Origin of the sequence: Oceanicaulis sp. LC35, assembly GCF_052055585.1 — a bacterium.
Taxonomy (GTDB): Bacteria; Pseudomonadota; Alphaproteobacteria; order Caulobacterales; family Maricaulaceae; genus Oceanicaulis.
Genome location: NZ_CP170485.1, coordinates 2,661,753 through 2,682,683, shown reverse-complemented (window position 1 = coordinate 2,682,683; position 20,931 = coordinate 2,661,753). Strand labels below are relative to the sequence as shown.

Annotated in this window: 13 protein-coding genes; 9 read left to right on the top strand and 4 right to left on the bottom strand. The window is 63.1% G+C overall.

Features of this window, described 5'->3' with window-relative positions:
• Positions 1 to 89: 89 nt before the first annotated feature.
• On the top strand, positions 90 to 6,599 hold the full coding sequence (locus ACFELO_RS12720) for an Ig-like domain-containing protein (RefSeq protein ID WP_440958142.1): 6,510 nt from the start codon (positions 90 to 92) through the stop codon (positions 6,597 to 6,599).
• A 57-nt stretch (positions 6,600 to 6,656) separates the two neighbouring features.
• On the opposite strand, the gene ACFELO_RS12715 is transcribed toward ACFELO_RS12720, so the two are convergent.
• Positions 6,657 to 7,115 carry an Lrp/AsnC family transcriptional regulator gene (locus ACFELO_RS12715; RefSeq protein ID WP_440958141.1) on the bottom strand — a complete coding sequence of 153 codons (459 nt, stop codon included), beginning with the start codon at positions 7,113 to 7,115 and terminating at the stop codon, positions 6,657 to 6,659.
• A 110-nt stretch (positions 7,116 to 7,225) separates the two neighbouring features.
• Here ACFELO_RS12715 and ACFELO_RS12710 point away from each other — a divergent pair, with 110 nt between their 5' ends.
• Positions 7,226 to 8,890 carry an aminotransferase class V-fold PLP-dependent enzyme gene (locus ACFELO_RS12710; RefSeq protein WP_440958140.1) on the top strand — a complete coding sequence of 555 codons (1,665 nt, stop codon included), beginning with the start codon at positions 7,226 to 7,228 and terminating at the stop codon, positions 8,888 to 8,890.
• Here the strand turns inward: ACFELO_RS12710 and ACFELO_RS12705 are convergent, their stop codons facing one another.
• Positions 8,891 to 9,565 carry a Fe2+-dependent dioxygenase gene (locus ACFELO_RS12705; RefSeq protein ID WP_440958139.1) on the bottom strand — a complete coding sequence of 225 codons (675 nt, stop codon included), beginning with the start codon at positions 9,563 to 9,565 and terminating at the stop codon, positions 8,891 to 8,893.
• Between the two features lie 69 nt (positions 9,566 to 9,634).
• Between ACFELO_RS12705 and ACFELO_RS12700 the strand changes: the two genes are divergently transcribed.
• The 3 genes from ACFELO_RS12700 (at position 9,635) to ACFELO_RS12690 (ending at position 13,475) form a co-directional block, all read left to right on the top strand.
• Complete coding sequence (locus tag ACFELO_RS12700) at positions 9,635 to 10,480, top strand: hypothetical protein (protein ID WP_440958138.1); 846 nt, start codon at positions 9,635 to 9,637, stop codon at positions 10,478 to 10,480.
• A gap of 147 nt (positions 10,481 to 10,627) precedes the next feature.
• On the top strand, positions 10,628 to 11,548 hold the full coding sequence (locus tag ACFELO_RS12695) for an alpha/beta fold hydrolase (protein ID WP_440958137.1): 921 nt from the start codon (positions 10,628 to 10,630) through the stop codon (positions 11,546 to 11,548).
• A 16-nt stretch (positions 11,549 to 11,564) separates the two neighbouring features.
• Entirely contained in the window at positions 11,565 to 13,475 is a 1,911-nt protein-coding gene (locus tag ACFELO_RS12690; protein ID WP_440958136.1) for an N-acyl-D-amino-acid deacylase family protein, read from the top strand.
• Positions 13,476 to 13,671: 196 nt separating this feature from the next.
• Here the strand turns inward: ACFELO_RS12690 and nth are convergent, their stop codons facing one another.
• Complete coding sequence (gene nth, locus ACFELO_RS12685; RefSeq protein ID WP_440958135.1) at positions 13,672 to 14,364, bottom strand: endonuclease III; 693 nt, start codon at positions 14,362 to 14,364, stop codon at positions 13,672 to 13,674.
• Between the two features lie 38 nt (positions 14,365 to 14,402).
• A complete protein-coding gene (locus tag ACFELO_RS12680; protein ID WP_440958134.1) occupies positions 14,403 to 15,122 on the bottom strand; it encodes a TerC family protein in 720 nt (239 codons plus the stop codon).
• Positions 15,123 to 15,247: 125 nt separating this feature from the next.
• Between ACFELO_RS12680 and ACFELO_RS12675 the strand changes: the two genes are divergently transcribed.
• The 4 genes from ACFELO_RS12675 to ACFELO_RS12660 all read left to right on the top strand — a co-directional run bounded on the left by ACFELO_RS12675 (position 15,248) and on the right by ACFELO_RS12660 (position 20,822).
• The gene (locus tag ACFELO_RS12675) at positions 15,248 to 15,685 is read left to right on the top strand and encodes an acyl-CoA thioesterase (protein ID WP_440958133.1); all 438 of its coding nucleotides are present in this window, start codon (positions 15,248 to 15,250) and stop codon (positions 15,683 to 15,685) included.
• Positions 15,686 to 15,766: 81 nt separating this feature from the next.
• Entirely contained in the window at positions 15,767 to 17,056 is a 1,290-nt protein-coding gene (locus ACFELO_RS12670) for a hypothetical protein (RefSeq protein WP_440958132.1), read from the top strand.
• Positions 17,057 to 17,119: 63 nt separating this feature from the next.
• Positions 17,120 to 19,585 carry a DNA translocase FtsK 4TM domain-containing protein gene (locus tag ACFELO_RS12665; protein ID WP_440958131.1) on the top strand — a complete coding sequence of 822 codons (2,466 nt, stop codon included), beginning with the start codon at positions 17,120 to 17,122 and terminating at the stop codon, positions 19,583 to 19,585.
• A 103-nt stretch (positions 19,586 to 19,688) separates the two neighbouring features.
• Positions 19,689 to 20,822 carry a hypothetical protein gene (locus ACFELO_RS12660; RefSeq protein ID WP_440958130.1) on the top strand — a complete coding sequence of 378 codons (1,134 nt, stop codon included), beginning with the start codon at positions 19,689 to 19,691 and terminating at the stop codon, positions 20,820 to 20,822.
• Positions 20,823 to 20,931: the final 109 nt, after the last annotated feature.

The window sequence follows — 20,931 nt, the reverse complement described above, 5'->3', positions numbered from 1 at the left end:
TCTGGGGATTTTCAAAGCCGAATTCCCCCTGTAGGGTGCGACCTACAACAACAGGTCGTGATGCGCGTGCGCCGCGCTCAGGGGGGACTATGACTGGGTTTGCCAAGCAGATTGTGCGGAGCGTTGCGTTCGCATGTGTGTCGTTCGTCTTCGGCGCGAGCGCGCTGGCGCAGGATCTTGGCGGTCCCACGACCACGACGTTTGAGGGGGATGGCTTCTCGGGCGGTGTGATCGCTAACCCCGTCACCTCAGGCGCCTTCACCTACACTTTCAGTGATGGCCCGGTGTTGGGGGACACCGATGAAGGCGAGGGCGCTTCTGCGGCTGTCGCTGGCTTTGGCGGTACACAGAACGAAACGCTGCGCATCGACTATTCAGGCGACAATTTCGACTTCAATTCCTTCTTTTTCTCCAACAACGCATCGGTCGTCACGCTGCAGGTGCGGGGCTATAACGCTTCAAGCGCTCAGGTTGCGACGCAAACATTCACGACGAGCCTTGGAACCCAGACCCTGACCGTGACCGATGCCGGGTTTAACAGCGTTGACCACATCATCATCACCGGGACGTCGGCCTTCGGCTTCGATAACGCCTTCTGGGACAGCTTCGCTTTTGATGCGCCTTCTGTCGCGGATGCTACGGCGCCGCGGATCTCTTCCATCGTGCGCCAGACCCCTGCAACGGCGAGCACGAATGCGGACTCACTGGTCTTCCGCGTGACGTTTGATGAAGCCGTCCAGAATGTGGACACAACCGACTTCACCGCCAGCGGCACCTCTGGCACGGCGACCGGGGTCTCGGCTCAGAGCACAACCGTTTATGATGTCACCGTCTCGGGTGGCGACCTTGCCGGTTACACGGGCGCGGTAAGCCTCGGGTTTGCCGGTGGCCAGAACATTTCTGACACTCCGGCCGGCAATGCGCTGGTCAACACCACCCCGACGGGCGCCAATGAGAGCTACACGGTCGACAATACGGCCCCCGCCGCGCCGTCGACGCCGGATCTGGACGCGGGGTCTGATACGGGCTCCAGCAGCACTGACAATATCACCAATGACACGACCCCGACCTTCACAGGTACGGCGGAAGCCAATGCGATCGTCACGGTGTCATCCAGCGTCAGCGGCTCATTGGGCAGCACTACGGCGGACGGCGCGGGCAATTGGAGCTATACTTCAGGGGTCCTGGCTGAGGGCGCGCATACGATCACTGCGACGGCGACGGACGCGGCCAGCAATGCGTCTGCAGCGTCAGGTGGGCTGTCGATCACCATCGATACCACTGCGCCAGACATCAACTCGATCACCCGGCTTTCGCCCACCGGGCAGTCGATCGGAACATCAACGGCGAATGCGGCTTTCCGCGTGACGTATTCTGAAGCGGTCGCCGGCTCCAGCCAGACGGACTATGCCTTCCAGAACGTCTCCGGGACGGCGGCGGGCTCGGTGTCGAGCTACGGAACCAGCAGTCCGACCCAGATCAATGTCCAGCTTGGCACTTTGTCAGGCGAAGGGGATTTCTCAGTCACCCTGAATGGCGGGCATGGCATCACCGACATTGCGGGCAACGCGCTCTCCAGTGCGACGCCCACCGGTGTGCGTGAAGTGTTCAGCCGGGATGGCACGGCGCCTTCGACCACCTCGTTTGTGCGCACAACCCCGGCCGGCGCGACCACGTCTGCGGATTCTCTGGTCTTCACCGCCAATTACTCTGAAAGCGTAAGCGGTGTTGGCGTCTCCGACTTCGTGGTGACCGGGTCTTCGGCAACGGTCCAGAGCGTGTCAGCCGCCAGTGGGACCAGCATTGCGATCACCGTGTCCGGCGGTGATCTCGCCACTTACAACGGGACTGTCGGGCTCGACTATGCCGTTGCGCCCACGATCACAGACGCGGCAGGCAACGCCCTGCCCAATACCGAGCCGGCGACCGACGAGACCTACACCCTCGATAACACCGCGCCGTCAGGCTATTCGGTGACGCTCGACCAGGATCCGGTCAACGCAGGCAACCAGACAACGGCCTCCTTCACCTTTGCCGGCGCAGAGGTTGGGGCGAACTATAGCTACACGATCACCTCATCGGGCGGCGGCGTGAATGTGACCGGCTCGGGCGCCGTGTCTTCGGCGACTCAGCAGGTCTCGGTGATTGATGTGAGTGGTCTGGGGGATGGCACGCTGACCTTGTCCGTGACGCTGACCGACGGGGCGGGCAATGCCGGATCTGCGGCCACCGATACGACGACCAAGGAAGCGCAAGCGCCTCAGGTCAACTCGATCACGATTTCAGGCTCTCCGGCGGGGAATGCGGCCAGTGTCGATTTCAGCGTGACCTTCTCTGAAGCCGCGCAGAACATCTCCACGGACGATTTCGCCCTGACCACCACCGGTTCGGCGACCGGCACGATCGCCTCGGTGTCCTCGGCGACCGGGACGACCGTCACGGTGACGGTCAACACGATCAGCGGCGACGGCACGATCCGTCTCGATCTGAGCGGCGCCACCAACATTCAGGATGCTTCGGGCAATGCCGGCCCCAACGCCTATACGGCGGGTTCGGTTCACACGGTCGACAATACGGCGCCAGCGGCCTTCGGCATCACCTGGCTACCTGCTCTTGTGACCGGCTCCAACGAAACAGCGGCGCCCCTGCGCTTCACAACGGCGGAAGTGGGCACGACCTATGCCTATTCTGTCAGCTCTTCAGGCGGCGGCGCTCCGGTGACCGGAACGGCGGCGATCACCAACGCCACGCAGGATGTCAACATCAACGTCTCCAGTCTGGCGGACGGCACGCTGACCGCCACGGCCACGCTGACCGATGACGCGGGCAATGCGACCAGCCAGACTGCGCCGGCCACGGTGTCAAAGGCGACGGCCACGCCGGGCTTCTCCATGGCGTTCTCCCCGGCCTCGGTGCTGGCGGGCGGGACGTCGACGGTGACCTTCACCATCGATAACTCGGCGCTAGGCGTTTCGGCGACCTCGCTGGATTTCACCAACAATCTGCCAGCCGGCGTGACGGTCGCAACGACCCCGAACGCGTCGACCACCTGTACGGGCGGCACGCTGACTGCGGTCGCGAGCGCCGGCTCTGTGGCGTACACCGGCGGCAGTGTCGCTGCGGGCGCAAGCTGTACCGTGTCGGTTGATGTTACGCCGGGAACGACGGGCGCGTTTGTAAACACGACAGGCGTCCTGACGTCCAATCTGGGCAATTCAGGGACGGCGAATGCGACGCTGACGGGGACTCAGCCAGCGCTGAGTGTGAATGATCCCAGCGTGGTTGAAGGCGATGCCGGCACTGTGACCCTGAACTTCACGGTCACCCTGGCTCCGGCGTCTCCGCAGACCATCACCGTGGACTACGCCACCTCTGACGGAACGGCGACAGCCGGTGTCGACTATACGTCGGCCGCAGGAACCCTGACCTTTGCGCCGGGCGATCTGACCAAGACTGTGTCTGTGACGGTGGCTTCGGATGCCGATATCGAGCCGGATGAAACGATCATCCTGACCCTGTCCAATCAGGCCAATGCAACCATCAGCGACGCCACCGGGACCGGGACGATCACCACCGATGATATCGCTGTCGTGGATAACACGCCACCGACCTTGCAGACGATCAGCAGACTTCAACCGGCTGACGCGCTGACCAATGCCGACTCCCTGACCTGGGATTTGGTGTTCAGCGAAAGCGTGCGCAGCGTTAGCGCGGCTGATTTCACCGTCACAGGCCCTGATGGCGTTTCGCTCTCGATTATTGGCTCCGCCACGACCTATCAGGCGACGGCTTCAGGGGCAGGGCTGGTTGACTATAACGGCGCTGTTGGCCTCGAACTGGCTGCAGGCGCCTCCATTCGCGACCAGGCCGGCAATGACCTGGCGGGCGGCACGCCGGCCGGAGCGGAAGCGTATGAGCTGGACAATACCGGTCCGGTTCCGACGCTTGCCACCGAAGAGACCGCTGTGTTTGACGTCTTCACGGTCACGATCAGTTTTGACGAAGCAGTAACCGGGTTCGAGCTGTCAGATCTGGATGTCCAGAACGCATCGGTGTCCGGACTGAACAGCCTGTCGGCTTCCTCCTTCAGTTTTGAAGTGACCCCGCCTGCCTCGGGCGGCTTCAGCATCAGCCTGCCGGCCGGCACGGTTTCTGATGCGCTGGGCAATCCCAACGCAGCCTCCAATCTGCTGGAGCTGGAAGTGGATGCCTCCCATCCTGTGGTGGCCAGCATTACGGCCAGCACCGGTCTGGTGACCAATGCGGACACTCTGGTATGGGAAATCGAATTCAGTGAGCCGGTGACGGGCGTGGACCGCTCCAGCATTTCCGTGACCGGTCTGGCGAGCCCTGGCGTTGGGGTCGAGGGATCGGGCGCCCAGTATACGGTGACCGTCCGGGGCGGTGGACTGCAGTTCCTGAATGGTGAGGTGAGTATCTCGGTGCCGGCGTCTCCCTCAATCGAGGATCGCTCTGGCCTGCCCTATCAGGGCGAAGGTCCGACGGGTGAGGATCAGTCCACCGTGCGCGTGGACAATACCCGTCCCACTCCGACCCTGAGTACAGCTTCGGAGGCGTACTCGACCGAGTTTGAGCTGACCATCAGCTTTAATGAAAGCGTCCAGGACCTGTCCCTGGCTGGCTTGAGCGTGACAGGCGGAGAGGCTTCGAACCTTCAGCGTGTTGATGGTCGCACCTTCACCGCCACCATCACACCATCAACATATGGTCAGATCACGATGACGCTCAATGACCGCGCAGCACGGGATCTGGCGGGCAATGAGAGCCCGGCCTCTTCATCCTTGGGTGTTATATCGGTGGCGAGTGTTGCGCCTGTCGCGACTACGGTGAACATTGATACCGGAAGCCCGGTCGGACTGGAGTTCAGAACGACCTTGAACAACCCGACCGGTCAAACCATTACCTATTCCGCACAGTCCAATGCTGACTGGCTGAATATTCAGAATCCAAACGGCTCCATGGCGGCGCATTCGCAGTCCGAAATCACCTATGTTCTCAATCAGAGAACCTCGAACCTGCCGCTGGGCCAACACACGTCTGAAATCCAGGTCTTTGCTATTGGTGGTGGTCTTGGCGGCGGCTCCGGCAGCTCGGGCGTCTCCGGGACGGCGTCTGCTTCATCGCCCCAGGCCGAAGGTGACGTGCTGATCGCGACTATTCCCGTGACGCTGATCCTCACCAGTGATGGCGGCAGCGTGCAGCTGGTCTCCACCACGCCATCGGGCCTGTCCGGGGATGTGGATGTGAGCTTCACCTCCAGCGCGGTCGAGTTTGACGGCGTCGAGCTGAGCACCGTGAACGGCTATGCCGAGACTGCGGCGGAAGATGTGGACTCCGGTCTGATCAATGTCCGCCAGAGCCTGCCTGCAGGCTGGCGCGTGGACTCCATCCAGTGCGTGGGTGACGCCGATAATGGCTCGCAGGTGGATCTCGCCACGGGTACGCTCCAGATCGACGTCGACTCGGGCGAGACCCTGGTCTGCACCTTCGCCAATGTGCGCGATGAAGATGTGGTGCGACTGGCGACCCAGCGGGCGATCCGGAACTTCATGTTCCGCCGCGCCGACCGGATCATCGATGCTGCGCCGGATCTGTCCATGCGACTGTCTGCGCGCGAGAATACCGGAGCGGGGCAGTATGCCGCCGATGTGGATCAGGGCCGCTACTCCATGTCTCTGACTGCGTCTCTGGCGGGGGCGCGCAATCAGGCCAAAGCCCGACATTCCGATGCGCCGGGCGTGCCGTCACACATGCGGGACAATGTGGGCCGGTTTGACGTCTGGCTCTCCGCCGAGCTGGCCGGGGTGAACGACAATCGCGCCGGCGAACGCGCCGAGAGTGATTTCGGCGTCGCCCAGTTCGGCGCGGACTGGGAAGTGTCGGACGAGCTTCTGGTCGGCGGCATGATCCAGTTTGACTGGATGGACGAGACCGCCCGCGAGGTCTTCGAAGAAGCCGGCGCCATTGCAGGCGCGCGTGTGGATGGCGAAGGCTGGATGGCGGGCCCGTATGTGGTCTGGCGGATGGCCGATCGCATCGTTCTGGATGGTCTGGCCATGTACGGGTCGAGCACCAACACCATCAATCCGCTTGGTCTTTATGAAGACGAGTTCGAGACGGATCGCTGGATGGTGCGCGCCAATCTGACGGGCGAGTACGGCCAGGGTGGTTTCCTGGTGCGGCCGCAAGCCACGCTGACCCATTTTGAGGAAACCCAGGACGGCTATACTGACAGTCTGGGCATTGTGATCCCGAGCCAGAGCATCGCCCTGGGCCGTCTGTCGGCCGGGCCGGAATTTGTCTGGCGTCAGGATCGCTCGGGCGGCGCCTATTGGGAGCTGCGCTCGCGTCTGCGGGCGGTGTGGGACTACCAGCCTGCGGAATTGCTGATGGAATCGGGGCTGTTCTCCAGCTCTGAATCCGAGTTCCGCGCTGATGGCGAAGTCGGTCTTGCGGCCACCATGCGTAATGGGGCCCAGATCGAGTTCTCGCTTGGCCTGTCCGGCATCGGTCAGGATGATTTCGAGGCGAATACGGCGCGCTTCAATCTGCGCTTCCCGCTCAGCCTCGGGCAGTAGCGGCGCCTGAACGGACCAGGAAAGAGCGGGCTTCGGCCCGCTCTTTTCGTTTCAGGATCAGACCGGCAGCTCGGTTGTGTTCTTGAGGGCCTCCATGGCGAAGGAGGCCGACACGTCCGACAAGGGCGCGATGGAGATCAGGCGCTTGTAGACCGCGTCATAGTCGGAAATCTCCGGCAGCATGATCTTCAGCAGATAATCCACATCCCCGCCCATGCGGTAGAACTCCACCACTTCCGGCATGCGCTTGACCCCTTTGGAGAAGGCCGCCAGCCAGTCCGCATCATGGCGGCTGGTCTTGATGAAGATGAACAGGGTGGTTTTCAGCCCGAGGGCGTCCGGATCAAGCAAGGTCACCTGCTTGCTGATGACCCCGTCCTCGGTCAGCCGCTTGATGCGGCGGGCGGTGGGGGTCGCGCTGAGCCCGATGGCGTCCGCGTAGTCCTGGACTGTGCGGTTCGCGTCGTCCTGCATCAGGCGCAGGAGCTTGCGGTCATAGTCGTCTAGCATCGCCATTTGAGCCTCTAAAGGTGAAAATCACTACATAAGGGGCATAATAGAGGCGATTTTGGCGATTATCACTCGTGAAATTGGCGTTTCATGGAGTCAACTGAAAGGCTCCTCCAATGACCCATCCGTCTGGCCCTGATCGCATCGCTGAAACCCGCACCGCTCTTGTTGGCGGGGATGGCGTGTTGCGCACGCCGTTCGGGCTCAAACCACTGGTCTATGCGGACTATGCAGCGTCCGGGCGGGGTGATCGGCGGATCGAGGCCGAGCTGGAACAGTTTCAGGCCATGTATGCCAACCCGCATACCGATGACAGCGCGACGGGACGCGAATCCACGGGCTGGCTCCATCGCGCCGAGGCGATGATCAAGGCGGCTCTGAATGCCGGCAAGCAGGATGTGGTGCTGGCCTGCGGATCCGGCGCGACCGGGGCGGTGGCCCATCTTCAGCAAATTCTGGGCGTGTTTGAAGCGCCTGCGACACGGGCCGCCAACCATGCCCGGCTGGTTGATATTCTGGGGCCGGTCGAGGCCGAGCGAATCCGTGAGGAGATGAACGCCCGCGCACCGGTCGTGTTCATCGGGCCGTATGAGCACCATTCCAACGAACTGACCTGGCGTGAGAGCCGCGCCAAGATTGTCCGGATCGGTCTGGACGCTGAAGGCGGGATCGATTTTGACCAGCTTGCACAGGCTTTGTCTGATCCGGCCCTTGCCGGACGGCGCAAGATCGGCGCGTTCTCGGCCGCATCCAACGTCACCGGGGTGCGCACGGACGTGCCGCGACTGGCGCAGCTTCTGCACGCGAATGATGCGATCCTGTGCCTCGATTGCGCCGCCAGCGCGCCTTATCTGCGCATCGACATGAACCCGGCGGAAGGGGCGGAGTTCGCCCCGGACGCGGTGTATTTCTCGCCGCATAAATTCATCGGCGGGCCGGGCGCGTGCGGCATCCTGGCGTTCAAGAGTGCGCTCTATCGCGCTGACCTGCCCCCGACTCTGCCCGGCGGCGGGACGGTGACCTATGTGACGCCGGACAGCCATGATTTCATCGCCGACATCACCGCGCGTGAGCGGGCGGGTACGCCGGGCGTGATGCAGATGATGCGGGCCGCGCTGGCGCTGAACCGTCTGGCGGAGATCGGGTATGAGGACATCGAGGCACGTGAGCAGGCGGCCTTGTCACGGGCGTTCAAGGCCTGGGGCGCGTGTGAGAAGATCGAGGTCCTGGGGCCGCAGGACCCCGAGCGCCGGATCGGCATTGTTTCGTTCAACATCAGCACGGGCGATCGTGGCGCGCTTCATCCGCGCTATGTCTCAACCTTGCTCAATGACCTGTTCGGCGTGCAGGCGCGTGCAGGCTGTTCGTGCGCCGGCCCCTACGCCCATCATCTGCTCAATCTGGATGATGCGATCACGGGCGCACACCGCGAGGCGGTGTTGTCCGGCTATGCCGGCTTGCGTCCGGGCTGGTGCCGTCTCAGCCTTCACTGGGTCATGGATGACGCCGAGATTGATTATCTGATCAAGGCGGTCCTGTTCGTGGCCGAGCACGGCGCGAAGCTTTTGCCGCTATATAACTTCAACGCCGCCACTGGCGCCTGGCGCATGCGCCAGCAGACTGAAGCGATGGGGCTGGCCTCACGCGATGGCGGTCGGGCGATGATGCAGGACGCGCTCGCGGATGCGCGGGCGCTGGCCGAGACGATGGAGCCTGAACCGTGCTGCGGTTGCTTGCCCGACACGGTGGAACCGTTGCGCCGGTTCCTCGTGCCGGCCTGATCAGCGCGACAGGCGTCGGGCCAGATTGGCGTAGAGCTTTGAGACCGTAAGCATTTCTGGCGAGTGCGGACTGAATTGCGCGCTCAGGCTGGCGTGCAGATTTTCAAGATCAAACAGCAATTCGCGGTCCCCGGCGTCGGGGATGTCGCTTTCCACCCAGCCCACGCAGACCCGTCGCACGCCTTGGGTGACCGGCGCGACGGCATGCAGATAAGTGGACGGATAGACGAAGAGGTCGCCCGCCTGTCCCTTTACCGATTGCGTGGATCCGGCCTGATCGATGACCAGCTCGCCGCCCTCATAGGTGTCGGGATCAGACAGGAAGAGAGTGAAGGAGACATCGGTGCGCATCCGCTCTTCGCCCCGCCCCATGAAGGGGTTGTCGACATGGGCGCCGTATTCCCCGCCGCCCGAGGTTTCGCTGATCAATAGCTTTGAGAACCGCCGCGGGCGCGCCGTGGCGTTGAACACGGTGTGGCTCTGCAGCGTGGTCTCCAGCAAGGTGCGCAGCTTCTTGCCCGCGACCGAGCTGAGGTCGGCTTGCCGGTTGCGTTTGACCTGACGCGCTACGGGACCGGCTGTTTTCGCGCCATCCCGCCAGCTGAGCTGGTCGAGAAGGCTTTGCGCCTCGGCCAGGCTTTCTGCATTCAGAATGCTACCGATTGTCAGATGCATGTTGACTTCCTGCGAACGATTTGCAGTTTCTACTCTACCTTTCCAATATCTGGGTGAACAGGGGTTCGCATGAAACAGCAGTTCAAACGCGTCACCGCCATGGGGCTGGGCCTCGTGCTCACCGGAGGCCTTGTCTCCGCTTGCAATCCGGCGTCCGAAACCGGCTCTGAAGAGGCCGCTCAGCACGCTGCGGCCGATAGCCACGCCGCTGCGCCGGAAGCCGAACAGGCGGCTCCGCCTCCGGGCGTGACGGGTGAGGGCGAAGGCGGCATTGTCGTTGAGGATGCGTCTGAAGATCCGGTGGTGTTCGGCTCGGCGCTGGCTGTGGCTGAAGCCCACGTCATCGCGGCGCGCGAAGCCCATGCGGTGGGCGAGATCGACTCGGCGGGCGAGATGTTCGCTCACCCCGCCAGTGAAGTGCTCTTTGATATGGAAGACACCTTCCGCGAGCTGGGCGTGGAACCGTTCGAGGACATGTTCCTGGATGCGTCCGCCGCCGTCTTCAATGGCGCCAGCCATGACGAAGTCGTCGAGCGTACGGACGCGATTATCGCCAAACTGCGTGACGTGATGGGCTCTGCGCCGGACAACGGCATGTCCGAGACCCGGATCGCCGCCGCGATTTCCGCCGATCAGATCGATCGCGCTGTGGACATGTACCGCATCGCTCAGGACAACCCGGCCTACGGCCCGTATCTGGACGGTTATGGCTTCTATCACGCCGGCAAGACTGCCTTTGAAGGGCATGAAGCGATGATCGAGCAAGAGATGCCGGAAGCCGCCGCGCGGATCCGCGCAGCGCTGGCTCTGTTGGAGCAGGCCTATCCGAGCGCGGCCCCGCAAGAGAGCTATCCGATGAACCGGGCTGAGCTGAACACCGCATCGACCCAGGCGACTCTGGCCGTTCTGCGCTAGACATTCCATCGTATCTGAATACCCCGCCGTGGTAATCCGCGGCGGGGTTTTTCATGCGCACGGTTTGCGATTGAACCCGAACCGGCGCCGCTCCATGCTGGCGGTTCAGACCGCCATCAAAGAGCGGCGCGAAACGGGGAGGCGCAGATGGATGCGCAGGCAAGCCTTGCGGCCTGGCGCGCTGCGGGCGCGTATTTTGACTATCGTGGACACGAGATATTCTACCGCACCGGCGGGGATTGGACGGTTGATGACAAACCGGTCCTGATCCTCATTCACGGTTTTCCCACCGCCAGCTGGGACTGGGTCAGGCTCTGGGATGATCTGTGTGGGAACTATCGCGTCGCTGTCCTCGACATGATCGGCTTTGGCTATTCGGACAAACCGGCGAGCCACAACTATTCCATTCTCGATCAGGCGGATTTGCATGACGCCTTCTTCGCCCATCTTGGAGTGAAGGCCTGCCACCTGTTTGTGCATGACTATGGCGATACGGTCGCCCAGGAATTACTGGCGCGTTATCTCGAGCAGGGGGTGAGCGCATCGATCGAGCTTTTATCCATCTGTTTTTTGAATGGCGGGCTTTTTCCCGAACAGCATCGCGCAACGCTGACCCAGAAACTCTTGCACTCGCCAATGGGGCCCTTCCTGTCGCGCTTGATGAACCGGGCGCGTTTCGCCAAGGGTTTCGGTGAGGTGTTCGGACCGGACACCCAGCCGTCAGAGGCGGAATTGGATGCGTTCTGGGCGCTGGCGCAGGAGAAGGGCGGCATGCCCCGGATCGGGCACAAGCTGTTGGGATATATCGATGAACGTCGGGAGCATCGCGACCGTTGGGTGGGGGCGCTGGTACAGTCGACTATGCCCATGCGGGTGATCGATGGCGCGCTTGATCCGGTCTCTGGCGCACACATGGTCGAGCGTTATCGCCAGATTGTTCCGAACCCGGACACTCTGATTTTGCCGCATGTGGGTCACTATCCGCATTGGGAAGACCCCAAGGCCGTGCTTGACGGATTTATGAATTTCCAGTCCGCTATCTCCAAGGCCCGACAACAGGGCTCATGATCGGGAGGAGCACCAGATGACCCATCAATGGGACACGGTGATTGCGGGCGGGCTGGTTTTTGACGGAACCGGCGCACCGCCTGTGGTGGAAGACATCGCCATCAAGGACGGTCGGGTCGCCGCGCGCGGCGCCAGTCTTGACCGGGATCAGGCCGGTGAGGTGATCGAGGCGGACGGCGCTTGGGTCATGCCGGGGCTTCTGGATATTCACACGCATCTCGATCTCGAGGTGGAGTTTGACCCCGCCCTGAAAGAGGTTGTCCGCCACGGGACGACGACCGTTCTGATGTCGAATTGTTCGCTCGGGCTCGCATATGGCAATCAGCGTCGCAACGGCGAGGACCCGCTGGTTGATTGCTTCGCCCGGGTCGAGAACATGCCCAAGCCGGTCTTGCGCAAGGTGGCCGAGAAGGCGAGCTGGACCAGCTCGGCAGGGTATTTTTCCCATCTTGATGAGCTGCCGCTGGGCGCCAATGTCATCCCGCTCATTCCGCACTCCATGCTTCGAGCGCAGGTCATGGGCTTGAACGGTTCGGTCAGCCGCACGGCGGGCGAGGCGGATCTGCGGGAAATGGAGAGCTTGCTCGAACAGGCAATGGCGGAGGGCTATGCCGGTTTCTCAACCGATTCCCTGCCCTTCCACTTTCTCTCTGAAGACCCGAACCGGCGGGTGAAAATCCCCTCCCAGTTCGGCCAGTACAAGGAGCTCAAGCGCCTGACCTCGATCCTGCGCAAGCATGACCGGGTGTGGCAGGCGACTCCGCCCAAGGACAAGCCGCTGGCGGTGTTCCGCAACTTCCTGCTGACCTCTGGCCGCCTGCACGGCAGGCCGCTCAAGGTGACCGCGGTAGCGGCGCTTGATGTGGCGGCGAACAAATCGCTGAAGCGATTGGCGATGATCCTGAGCCATCTGTTCAACTCGCCGATCCTGAAAGGACATTTCCGGTTCCAGGCGCTGGCGGCGCCCTTCAAGGTGTTCTGGGACGGTCCAATCAATCCGTTGGCCGAGGAAATCCCGGCCCTGCGGGAAATCAACGAGCTCAATCTTGAGAATGTGGAAGGCCGCAAGGCGCTTCTGGCGGATCCGGATTTCCGGGCGCGGTTCTCGAAAATGTGGATGACGGGCAAATCCGGTTTTGGTCTGGCTCGGCTCAAGCGCATGCTGCGCATGGAAACGCTCGCCTTTGATCGCGATTTCGAGCAGATGATCTTCCATTCGGGCGGGCCCGAAATCTGGACGGGGGAAAGCTTTCAGCAGGTCTTTGACCGCTATCGCGCCTGGCGTTCAGATCCGGCTTTCGCGCGCACCTCACCCGAGCAAGCTGTGTTCGAGCGCTTGCCGGACAGCGCCGCAACCGAGCCGGGCTTCATGCTGGCGTTGTTCTCTGAATTTGATCTGGGTTTGCGATGGTGGACGGTGTCCGCCAACCGTGATCCTGAAGTGATCCGGGAGCTGATCAATCACCCTCTGACCCTGCCGGGCTTCAATGATTCCGGCGCCCACATCACCAATATGGCCTTCTACGACGGCAATCTGCGGGCGCTGAAGCTGGCGCAGGATGAAGGGCTGGAGCGGGTGACGAGCCAGATCCGGCGCCTGACCCGCGAACCGGCGGATTTCCTCGGCGTGAAGGCGGGCCGCATCGAGATCGGCGACTGCGCCGATATCACCGTCATCAATCCCGAAGCGCTACGCGCCTATGATTCCGAAGCGGGCAGCACCTTCATCTGGCGTGAAGACTATGAGCACGAGCAGATGGTCAACCGGTCTGACGGCGTGGTGAAAACCGTGCTGGTCGCCGGCAAGCCTGTCTATGCTGAGGGCGATTTCACCCCGGCGGCGGGCCGCACTCCGCTGGGTCGCGCCTTGCGCCATGAAAGCTGGAGCCGCGGCCGCAGCAGACCTGAAGCAATGGCGGCGGAGTAGAAAGAGGCTTTTCGGGGCTCCCTCGCCTCCGCTCGGTCGATCCTCGCTTCGCTGTGGGCGGCCTTTTGTCCTTGCGAGCCCCAAGGGCTCGGGGCGTCAGCATGGATAAGTTTCCTACCCCGAACCGCAGGTTCGCAAGCGCGACCGCGCGCCCGCAGCGAAGCGAGGACAGGAAGCCGACAGGCTTCCCACACGATTAAGGCGCAGGCGTCTTGTCCTTGAATTTGCAGATATCGGCGATGGCGCAGCGCCAGCATTCGGGTTTGCGCGCCTTGCACACATAACGCCCGTGCAGGATCAGCCAGTGATGGGCGCCTTTGAGAAACTGGGGCGGGGTGATCTGTTCGAGCCGGGCTTCCACCTCGTCCGGAGTCTTGCCCGGCGCGAGTTTCGTGCGATTGCCAACCCGGAAGATATGGGTGTCCACCGCGATCGTGTGCTGGCCGAAGGCTTCATTGAGCACCACATTGGCGGTCTTGCGGCCCACGCCGGGCAGGCGCACAAGCTCGTCCCGGGTTTGCGGCACCTCGCCGCCAAACTCATCAAGGATCATGTGCGAGAGCGCGATGACGTTCTTGGCCTTGTTGCGGAACAGGCCGATCGTCTTGATGTGCTCGCGTACGCCGTCCTCGCCCAGGGCCAGCATCTTTTCGGGCGTATCGGCGACCTTGAACAGCTTGTCCGTCGCCTTGTTCACCCCGACATCGGTCGCTTGGGCGGACAGCGCGACCGCCACCACCAGCGTATAGGGGTTGGAGTAATTGAGTTCGGTCTGCGGGTCGGGCCGGTCTTCGGCCAGCCGCGCATAAAGCTCCTCGGCCTGCTCTCGATTGAGACCGGGCGTGCGGCGTTTGGCTTTGGGCTTTTTCGGCTTGGGCGTCTGGGTCATGGGCTGGCGATAGCCTCCAACCCGCGTCCGCGCAAGCCTCAGGCCCTGGGCTTGCGATTGCGCCGCGCGAGGATGTTGAGCACTTCCACCATCAGCGAGAAGGCGATGGCGAAATAGATATAGCCGCGCGGAATATGGAAGCCGAGCCCGTCCGCCAGAAGCGCCACGCCGATCAGGAGCAGGAAGGACAGGGCCAGCATCTTCGTTGTCGGGTGACGGGCGATGAAGGCGGCGACGCTGTCAGCCGCAAGGATCATCACCCCGATGGCCACCACAACGGCGGCGATCATGATTGGCAGGCGGTCGGTCAGGCCCACCGCCGTGATGACGCTGTCGAGCGAGAAGACGATGTCGATCAGCGCGATCTGCACGATCACCATGGGCAGAAGGGCCGAGCCTGCGCTTTCATGGCCCTCGTCTTCGCCTTCCACATCGTGGTGGATCTCGATGGTGGATTTGGCCAGCAGGAAGCCGCCGCCCGCCAGCATCAGGATGTCGCGCCAGCTGAAGCCATGATCAAACAGCTCGAACACCGGCTCGGACAGATGCGCGATCCACACCAGCCCCGCCAGCATGGCGATGCGGAAGCCCAGCGCCAGCAAGAGGCCCAGCCGTCGCGCCAGCGAGCGCTGGCCATGGGGCAGGCGCTCGGCCATGACGGCGACAAAAATGATATTATCCACGCCCAGCACGATCTCGAGAAAGGCGAGGGTGGCGAAGGACGCCCAGACGGCCGGGTCAGTGAGAAATTCGATCATGGACGCACTCTACTCTGAAGATCGCGACAGTTTGAAGGCGGCGCGCGATCTGACGCCTGCGGCTTTTCAAGCGGGCTCCTGAGCGGCATAACGCAGTGCAGCAAACTCAGTTCCCGGATGACCTCATGAAGCCCGAAGCCTATCGCCTCCAGCTTGAGACCTACCCCCTGGTCAGCACGATCCCGAGCCGTTTTCAGGATCTCGACCCGCTGGGCCATATCAACAATGTGGCGATCGGGGCCTTTTATGAGGAAGGCCGCAGCGCGCTGAACCGCAAGGCGTTTCCGCTGGAAATGCGCAAGGCGAATGGCATGCGCATGGTGATTGCGGATGTGCATATCGCCTATCTGGATGAAGCCTTCTACCCGTCTGACCTTGTGGTCGGCACGGGCATTCTGCGTATTGGCGGGTCGAGCTATACGATTGGTCAGGGCCTGTTCCAGGACGGGCGTTGCATCGGCGCCAGCGAAGCGGTTCTGGTCAATACCGATGGCAAGAAGCCGGCGCCCGTCCCGCAAGTGGGCCGCGAGGCGCTTGAAAAGCTGATGATCAAGGCGGCATAGCTGCCACATTCACCGCGTTTTACACGGGCTTGCCGTTTTCACGCCTTGCTCGCGCCTTCCCGGCGCGGTCAAACTGGCGTCATGAACGCACTGACTTTTTCGATCTCCGCTGTTGCCTTGATGGTGGCGGCGGCGCTTCCCGCCTTCGCCCAGAGCCCGTCTCTGCTCGATACGTCCCGCGCCCTGCGTGAGGAAATGCGTGCCGCTGCACAGATCGAGGATTTCGAGACGGCGCGTCGTTTGAATGCCGCCGCGCTGTCGATCCAGCCCGGACATTCCGCCTTGCTCAACAATGCGGTCTTGCTTGCGGGCTTTGCGGGTGATGCGCAGGGTCAGTTTGAAGCGCTCGAGGCGCTTGCAGGCGCAGGGCTGAGCTATGATCTCGACGGTGCCGTGCGCAATCTGGCCGAGCTTGAAGCGGCGGACCCGCAACGTGTTGCGGCCTTGCGCGCCGCCTTTGACGCCAACGCCGCGCCCGTGGGGGAGGCCCGTTTGGTCGCCTCACCTCCGCTGGGCGATGCCCTGATTGAAGCGCTGGCGGTCGATAACGAGACCGAGCGCCTGTATCTGGGCGGCGTCGCGGAACGGCGCATCTATCGCGTCGAACCGTTCGCGCCGACCGATTTCGAGGTTTTCGCTGGCGAGGATGAGCCGATCGGCTCGATCTTCGGGCTGGCGGCGGACCGTCGCAATGGCCGGCTTTACGCGGTGGAGGGCGTGGCGCCCCAGACGCCCCTTGGCGACGGTGAGGCGCCCGGAACGGCGCTTCTGGCCTTTGACCTTGAAACCGGCGAGCTGATCGAGCGCTACACCATCGAAGGCGCTGTGCGCATGGGCGATCTGACCGTGCGCGATGGCGTGGTGTTTGTCTCGGACGCGGATGCGGGGCGGATCTATCGCCTGAATGGTCCGCGCGCCGAGCTGGAGCTGTATGCCGAGGATGACCGTTTCGCCTCGCTCCAGGGGCTAGCGCAAGCTCGCGGTGCGTTGTGGGTCGTCGATTATGCGCTGGGTCTGTGGCGGATCGATCCGGTGACCCGTCATGCCCATCTTCAGCCCAGCCCGGATAGCGCCAGCCTGATCGGGCTGGATGGCCTGGTGGCGGACCGGCTGGGGCGTCTGTTTGTCGTGCGCAATGGTGCGGGGCCGGTGGGCGTGTTCGAGCTGATGTTTGATGCGCAGAGCCAGTTTGTGGGGATGGAGCCTGTCCTGACCGGAGATGACCGGATTGGTGAGCCAACGACACTACGGGTGTCTGACGGGCGCCTGTTCGTGAATGCGGACGCGCCCTGGGACCAGTTCCCCGAAGACGGGACGCGTCCGGAAGGCCCGCGCCGGACCCCGCAAATCCTGGCCGTGCCGATCCCGTAAAAACTGTGGTCGGTTAACGGCGATTAACCCGTCAGGAAGACTCTCTGAGGCAGTCTGGGAGCCATGACCATGGCCGCCGACCCTTCTGTTGATTCTGATGCGCCGGTGCGACGCAAGCCCGGCCTGATCGCGCGTGTGCGCACGGCGCTCATTGGCGCTGTCATGAGCGCATCGGGCGTGTTCCTGATCCTGTCGGCGCTGACCCATAATCCGCTTGATCCCAGCCTGAACGCCGCCACGGGACGCGTCCCGACCAACTGGATGGGCGCGCCCGGCGCGATCGCGTCGGATCTTCTTCTGCTTGTGATGGGCTGGGCGGGTGCGGCAGCGGCGCTGGCGATCCTCGCCTGGGGCCTGATCTTGCTGGCGCGCGGACCGCGCGGGCGCTCCAAGACGGTATCCACCTTCCGCATCCTGTCCGGCATCGTCGGGATTTGCGGTTTCGCCATGGCGGTCTCGGCCTTGCCCATGCCCGCCAACTGGCCCTTTGCGACCGGGCTGGGCGGCCTTGTCGGCGACGCCCTTCTGGGCGGCGTTCAGGCCTTGACCGATGAGGTCAGCGCGCCGGGCGGACGGGTGATCGCGGGCGGGTTGGGCTTGGTGCTGGCTGTGTTCGGCGTCTTTTTCTGCTTTGGCCTGACCGTGCGCGATCTGACGGCGGCGCGGGATGCGGCGGAGCTGGTCTGGGCTACGGTGCGCGTCTGGATTGATCAGGCGATCGGCGCCATTCCGCGCGCCTGGGGCCGCGGCGAGATTGAAGTTCAGACCCCGCCGGAGCCCGATGGTCGTGCAGAAACCGCGCCGGCCTTCCTCAAGCGTGACCGCACGTCTGAAGACCGGCCGCGCCGGGCCCCGCGCATCAGCCGTGAGCCTGTCGAGGACGAGGACGAAGATGACGACGCCATGCCGGATACGGGTGCGCCAGCGCGTCCGAACCCGGTGAAGGTGGCGCGCAAGAAGAACGTCAAGGAATCTGATCGAGAAGCCCGTGAAATGCAGGGCGCCTTGCCCTTCAGCGACAACAGCTCCGGGTTCGAGTTGCCGCGCCTTGATCTCTTGGCTCCGGCCCCGCCGCGCGCCGATACGGTCGATGCCGAAGCGCTGGCCCAGAACGCCGAGCTGTTGACGGGCGTGCTGGCGGACTTTGGCGTCAAGGGCGAGGTGGTGCAGGTGCGCCCGGGCCCGGTGGTGACGCTCTATGAACTTGAACCTGCGCCGGGCGTGAAAACCAGCCGGGTGATCAACCTCGCCGATGACATCGCCCGTTCCATGGCGGCAGTGGCGTGCCGGGTGTCGGTAGTGCCGGGACGCAACGCCATCGGCATCGAACTGCCTAACCAGCATCGCGAAACCGTTTTCCTGCGTGCGCTGCTGGCCTCGCGTCATTTCGAGACGGCCAAGGCCGAGCTGCCCATGGCGCTGGGCGAGACGATCGGCGGCGAACCGTTCACCGCGGATCTGGCGAAAATGCCTCACCTGTTGATCGCGGGTACGACCGGCTCGGGTAAGTCGGTGGGCGTGAACGCAATGATCCTGTCGCTCTTGTACCGGCTGCCGCCGGAAGAGTGCCGGATGATCATGATCGACCCCAAAATGCTGGAATTGTCGGTCTATGACGGCATTCCGCACCTACTGAGCCCGGTGGTCATCGATCCCAAGAAAGCCGTTGCGGCGCTGAAATGGACCGTGCGCGAAATGGAGTCGCGCTATCTGAAAATGTCCAAGGTCGGCGTGCGCAATATGAAGGGCTTCAACGAGAAGGCCAAACAGGCGCGCGACGAGGGGGATGTGCTGTCGCGCACCGTGCAAACCGGGTTTGACCGCGAGAGCGGCGAGCCGGTGTACGAGACCGAAACGATCGAACCTGATCCCATGCCCTATATCGTCGTGGTGATCGACGAGATGGCCGACCTGATGATGGTCGCGGGCAAGGACATTGAAGGCGCGATCCAGCGTCTGGCGCAGATGGCGCGGGCGGCGGGCATCCACCTGATCATGGCGACCCAGCGTCCGTCCGTGGATGTGATCACCGGCACCATCAAGGCCAACTTCCCGACCCGGATCAGTTATCAGGTCACCTCCAAGATCGACTCGCGCACCATTCTGGGCGAGCAGGGCGCTGAGCAGCTTCTGGGCATGGGCGACCTTCTCTACATGGCGGGCGGCGGTCGCATCCGGCGCCTGCATGGTCCGTTCGTGTCTGACCGCGAGGTCGAGGACGTCGCCAACTTCCTCAAATCCCAGGGCGCGCCGGAATACCTCGACGCCGTCACCGAGGATCTGGATGAAGAGGGCGGCGAGGGCGCGCTGGACCTTGTGGGCGGCGGCTCGGGCGATGACCTGTTTGATCAGGCTGTCGCCGTGGTGGCCCGGGATCGCAAGGCGTCCACCAGCTATATCCAGCGCCGCTTGCAGATTGGCTATAACCGCGCCGCAACCCTGATCGAGCGGATGGAGGATGAGGGCATGATCGGCCCCGCCGACCATGCCGGCAAGCGCGAGATCTTCCTGCCTGAACACGGCGACTAGGCCGGGTTATTCCGCCGTTAACCCTGTTGCCCGCTTTCGCTGGCGCAGCATGGCGTCTTGCCCCAGTCTCGGAGGTCGAGTGGGGTAGGAGTCGGGCTCGTCCATGTTCAGCCGTCGTCCATATGATCTGAAGAACCTCATGCGTGGCGGCGCGTCGCCCCGCGTCCTCGATCTGTACGGCCTGCACAAGCGTTATCCCGATCTCGCCCAGACCCCGAACCCGCTGTTCCGCCATCGCGGTCTGAACCGCTGCTTCCTGATCAAGCACAATCTGCGTCGCAATGAGCGCTCGCTGGTGCGCTCGGGGCGCAATATCGTCACCAAGCTGGTGCTGCCCATTGATCCTAATGATCCGGGCGCGGGCGCCTTCTGGACCTTCATCGAGGCCCCGAACCTTGAAGCCTGGCTGGAAGAGGCGCTGGGGCGCGACCGCAATCTGTATGAAGAAGAGTTCTCCGAGGATGTGCGCACGCTGGCGCGGCTGAAATCAGCCCCGGCGTTTGATCCCTTCCTGCTGGAGGCGCTGTTCCCCGAGCGGGAGCTGGACTCGCGCTATTTCACCATGGCCAAGGCCGACGAGGCCGAATTCAAGATGTTCGCCGCCCGGCACATGGCCGACATCTCCAGAAAGGCGCTGGGGGAAAGCGGCACGCGCAAACGTCCCGAACGTCTGGCCGCCGTCCTGTTCAACGCCCAGAGCCACGCCCAACGCGAAGACCTGCGCAACGCCCTTCGCATGGACCCTGAAGACTTCACCGTTGGCGTCTTCGGCTGGAAGGGTTTGCTGTATTACTTCTGGCGGATGAACGTCATCACCGAGGGGCTTGCGGGCTTCCTGCGCGATCTGGCGCGCCTTGAGAAGGAAGACGCCTCCGCGCCCTTCCGTCCGCTGGCGGCGCCCATCAATCGTATCCGCCGCTCGGTGCGCCTGCGCTGGGAAGACCTCAAAGCCGGGCGTGAAAACTATTATCGTGTGGTCTCCGCCTTCCTTGATGATGGCGACCCGATCGCTATGCGCATGCTGCTGCTGAAGGCGCCGAACCTGTTCAGCCGCATTGGCGATGATGTGGGCTCTCTGACCCACCTTACGACGTACTGGAATTACTGGCGTCGCCAGCGCGGCGAGGGGATCATCCGCCACGAAATGGCGACGACCCTGCTGCCTGACCTCGCTGGCGATATCGCCCGCGATCTCGACGACGACATGCCGATCTATCTCAAGCGCGGCGTCGCGTAGGCGGGCTTTCCGACACCTTCAATCCTTGTCATCCGGGTGAAGGCCGGGAGCTGTGAAGCTCTGCGCTCTTCCAGGCCCTGACTGCGCGTTGGCCCGGCGCTTGCACAAA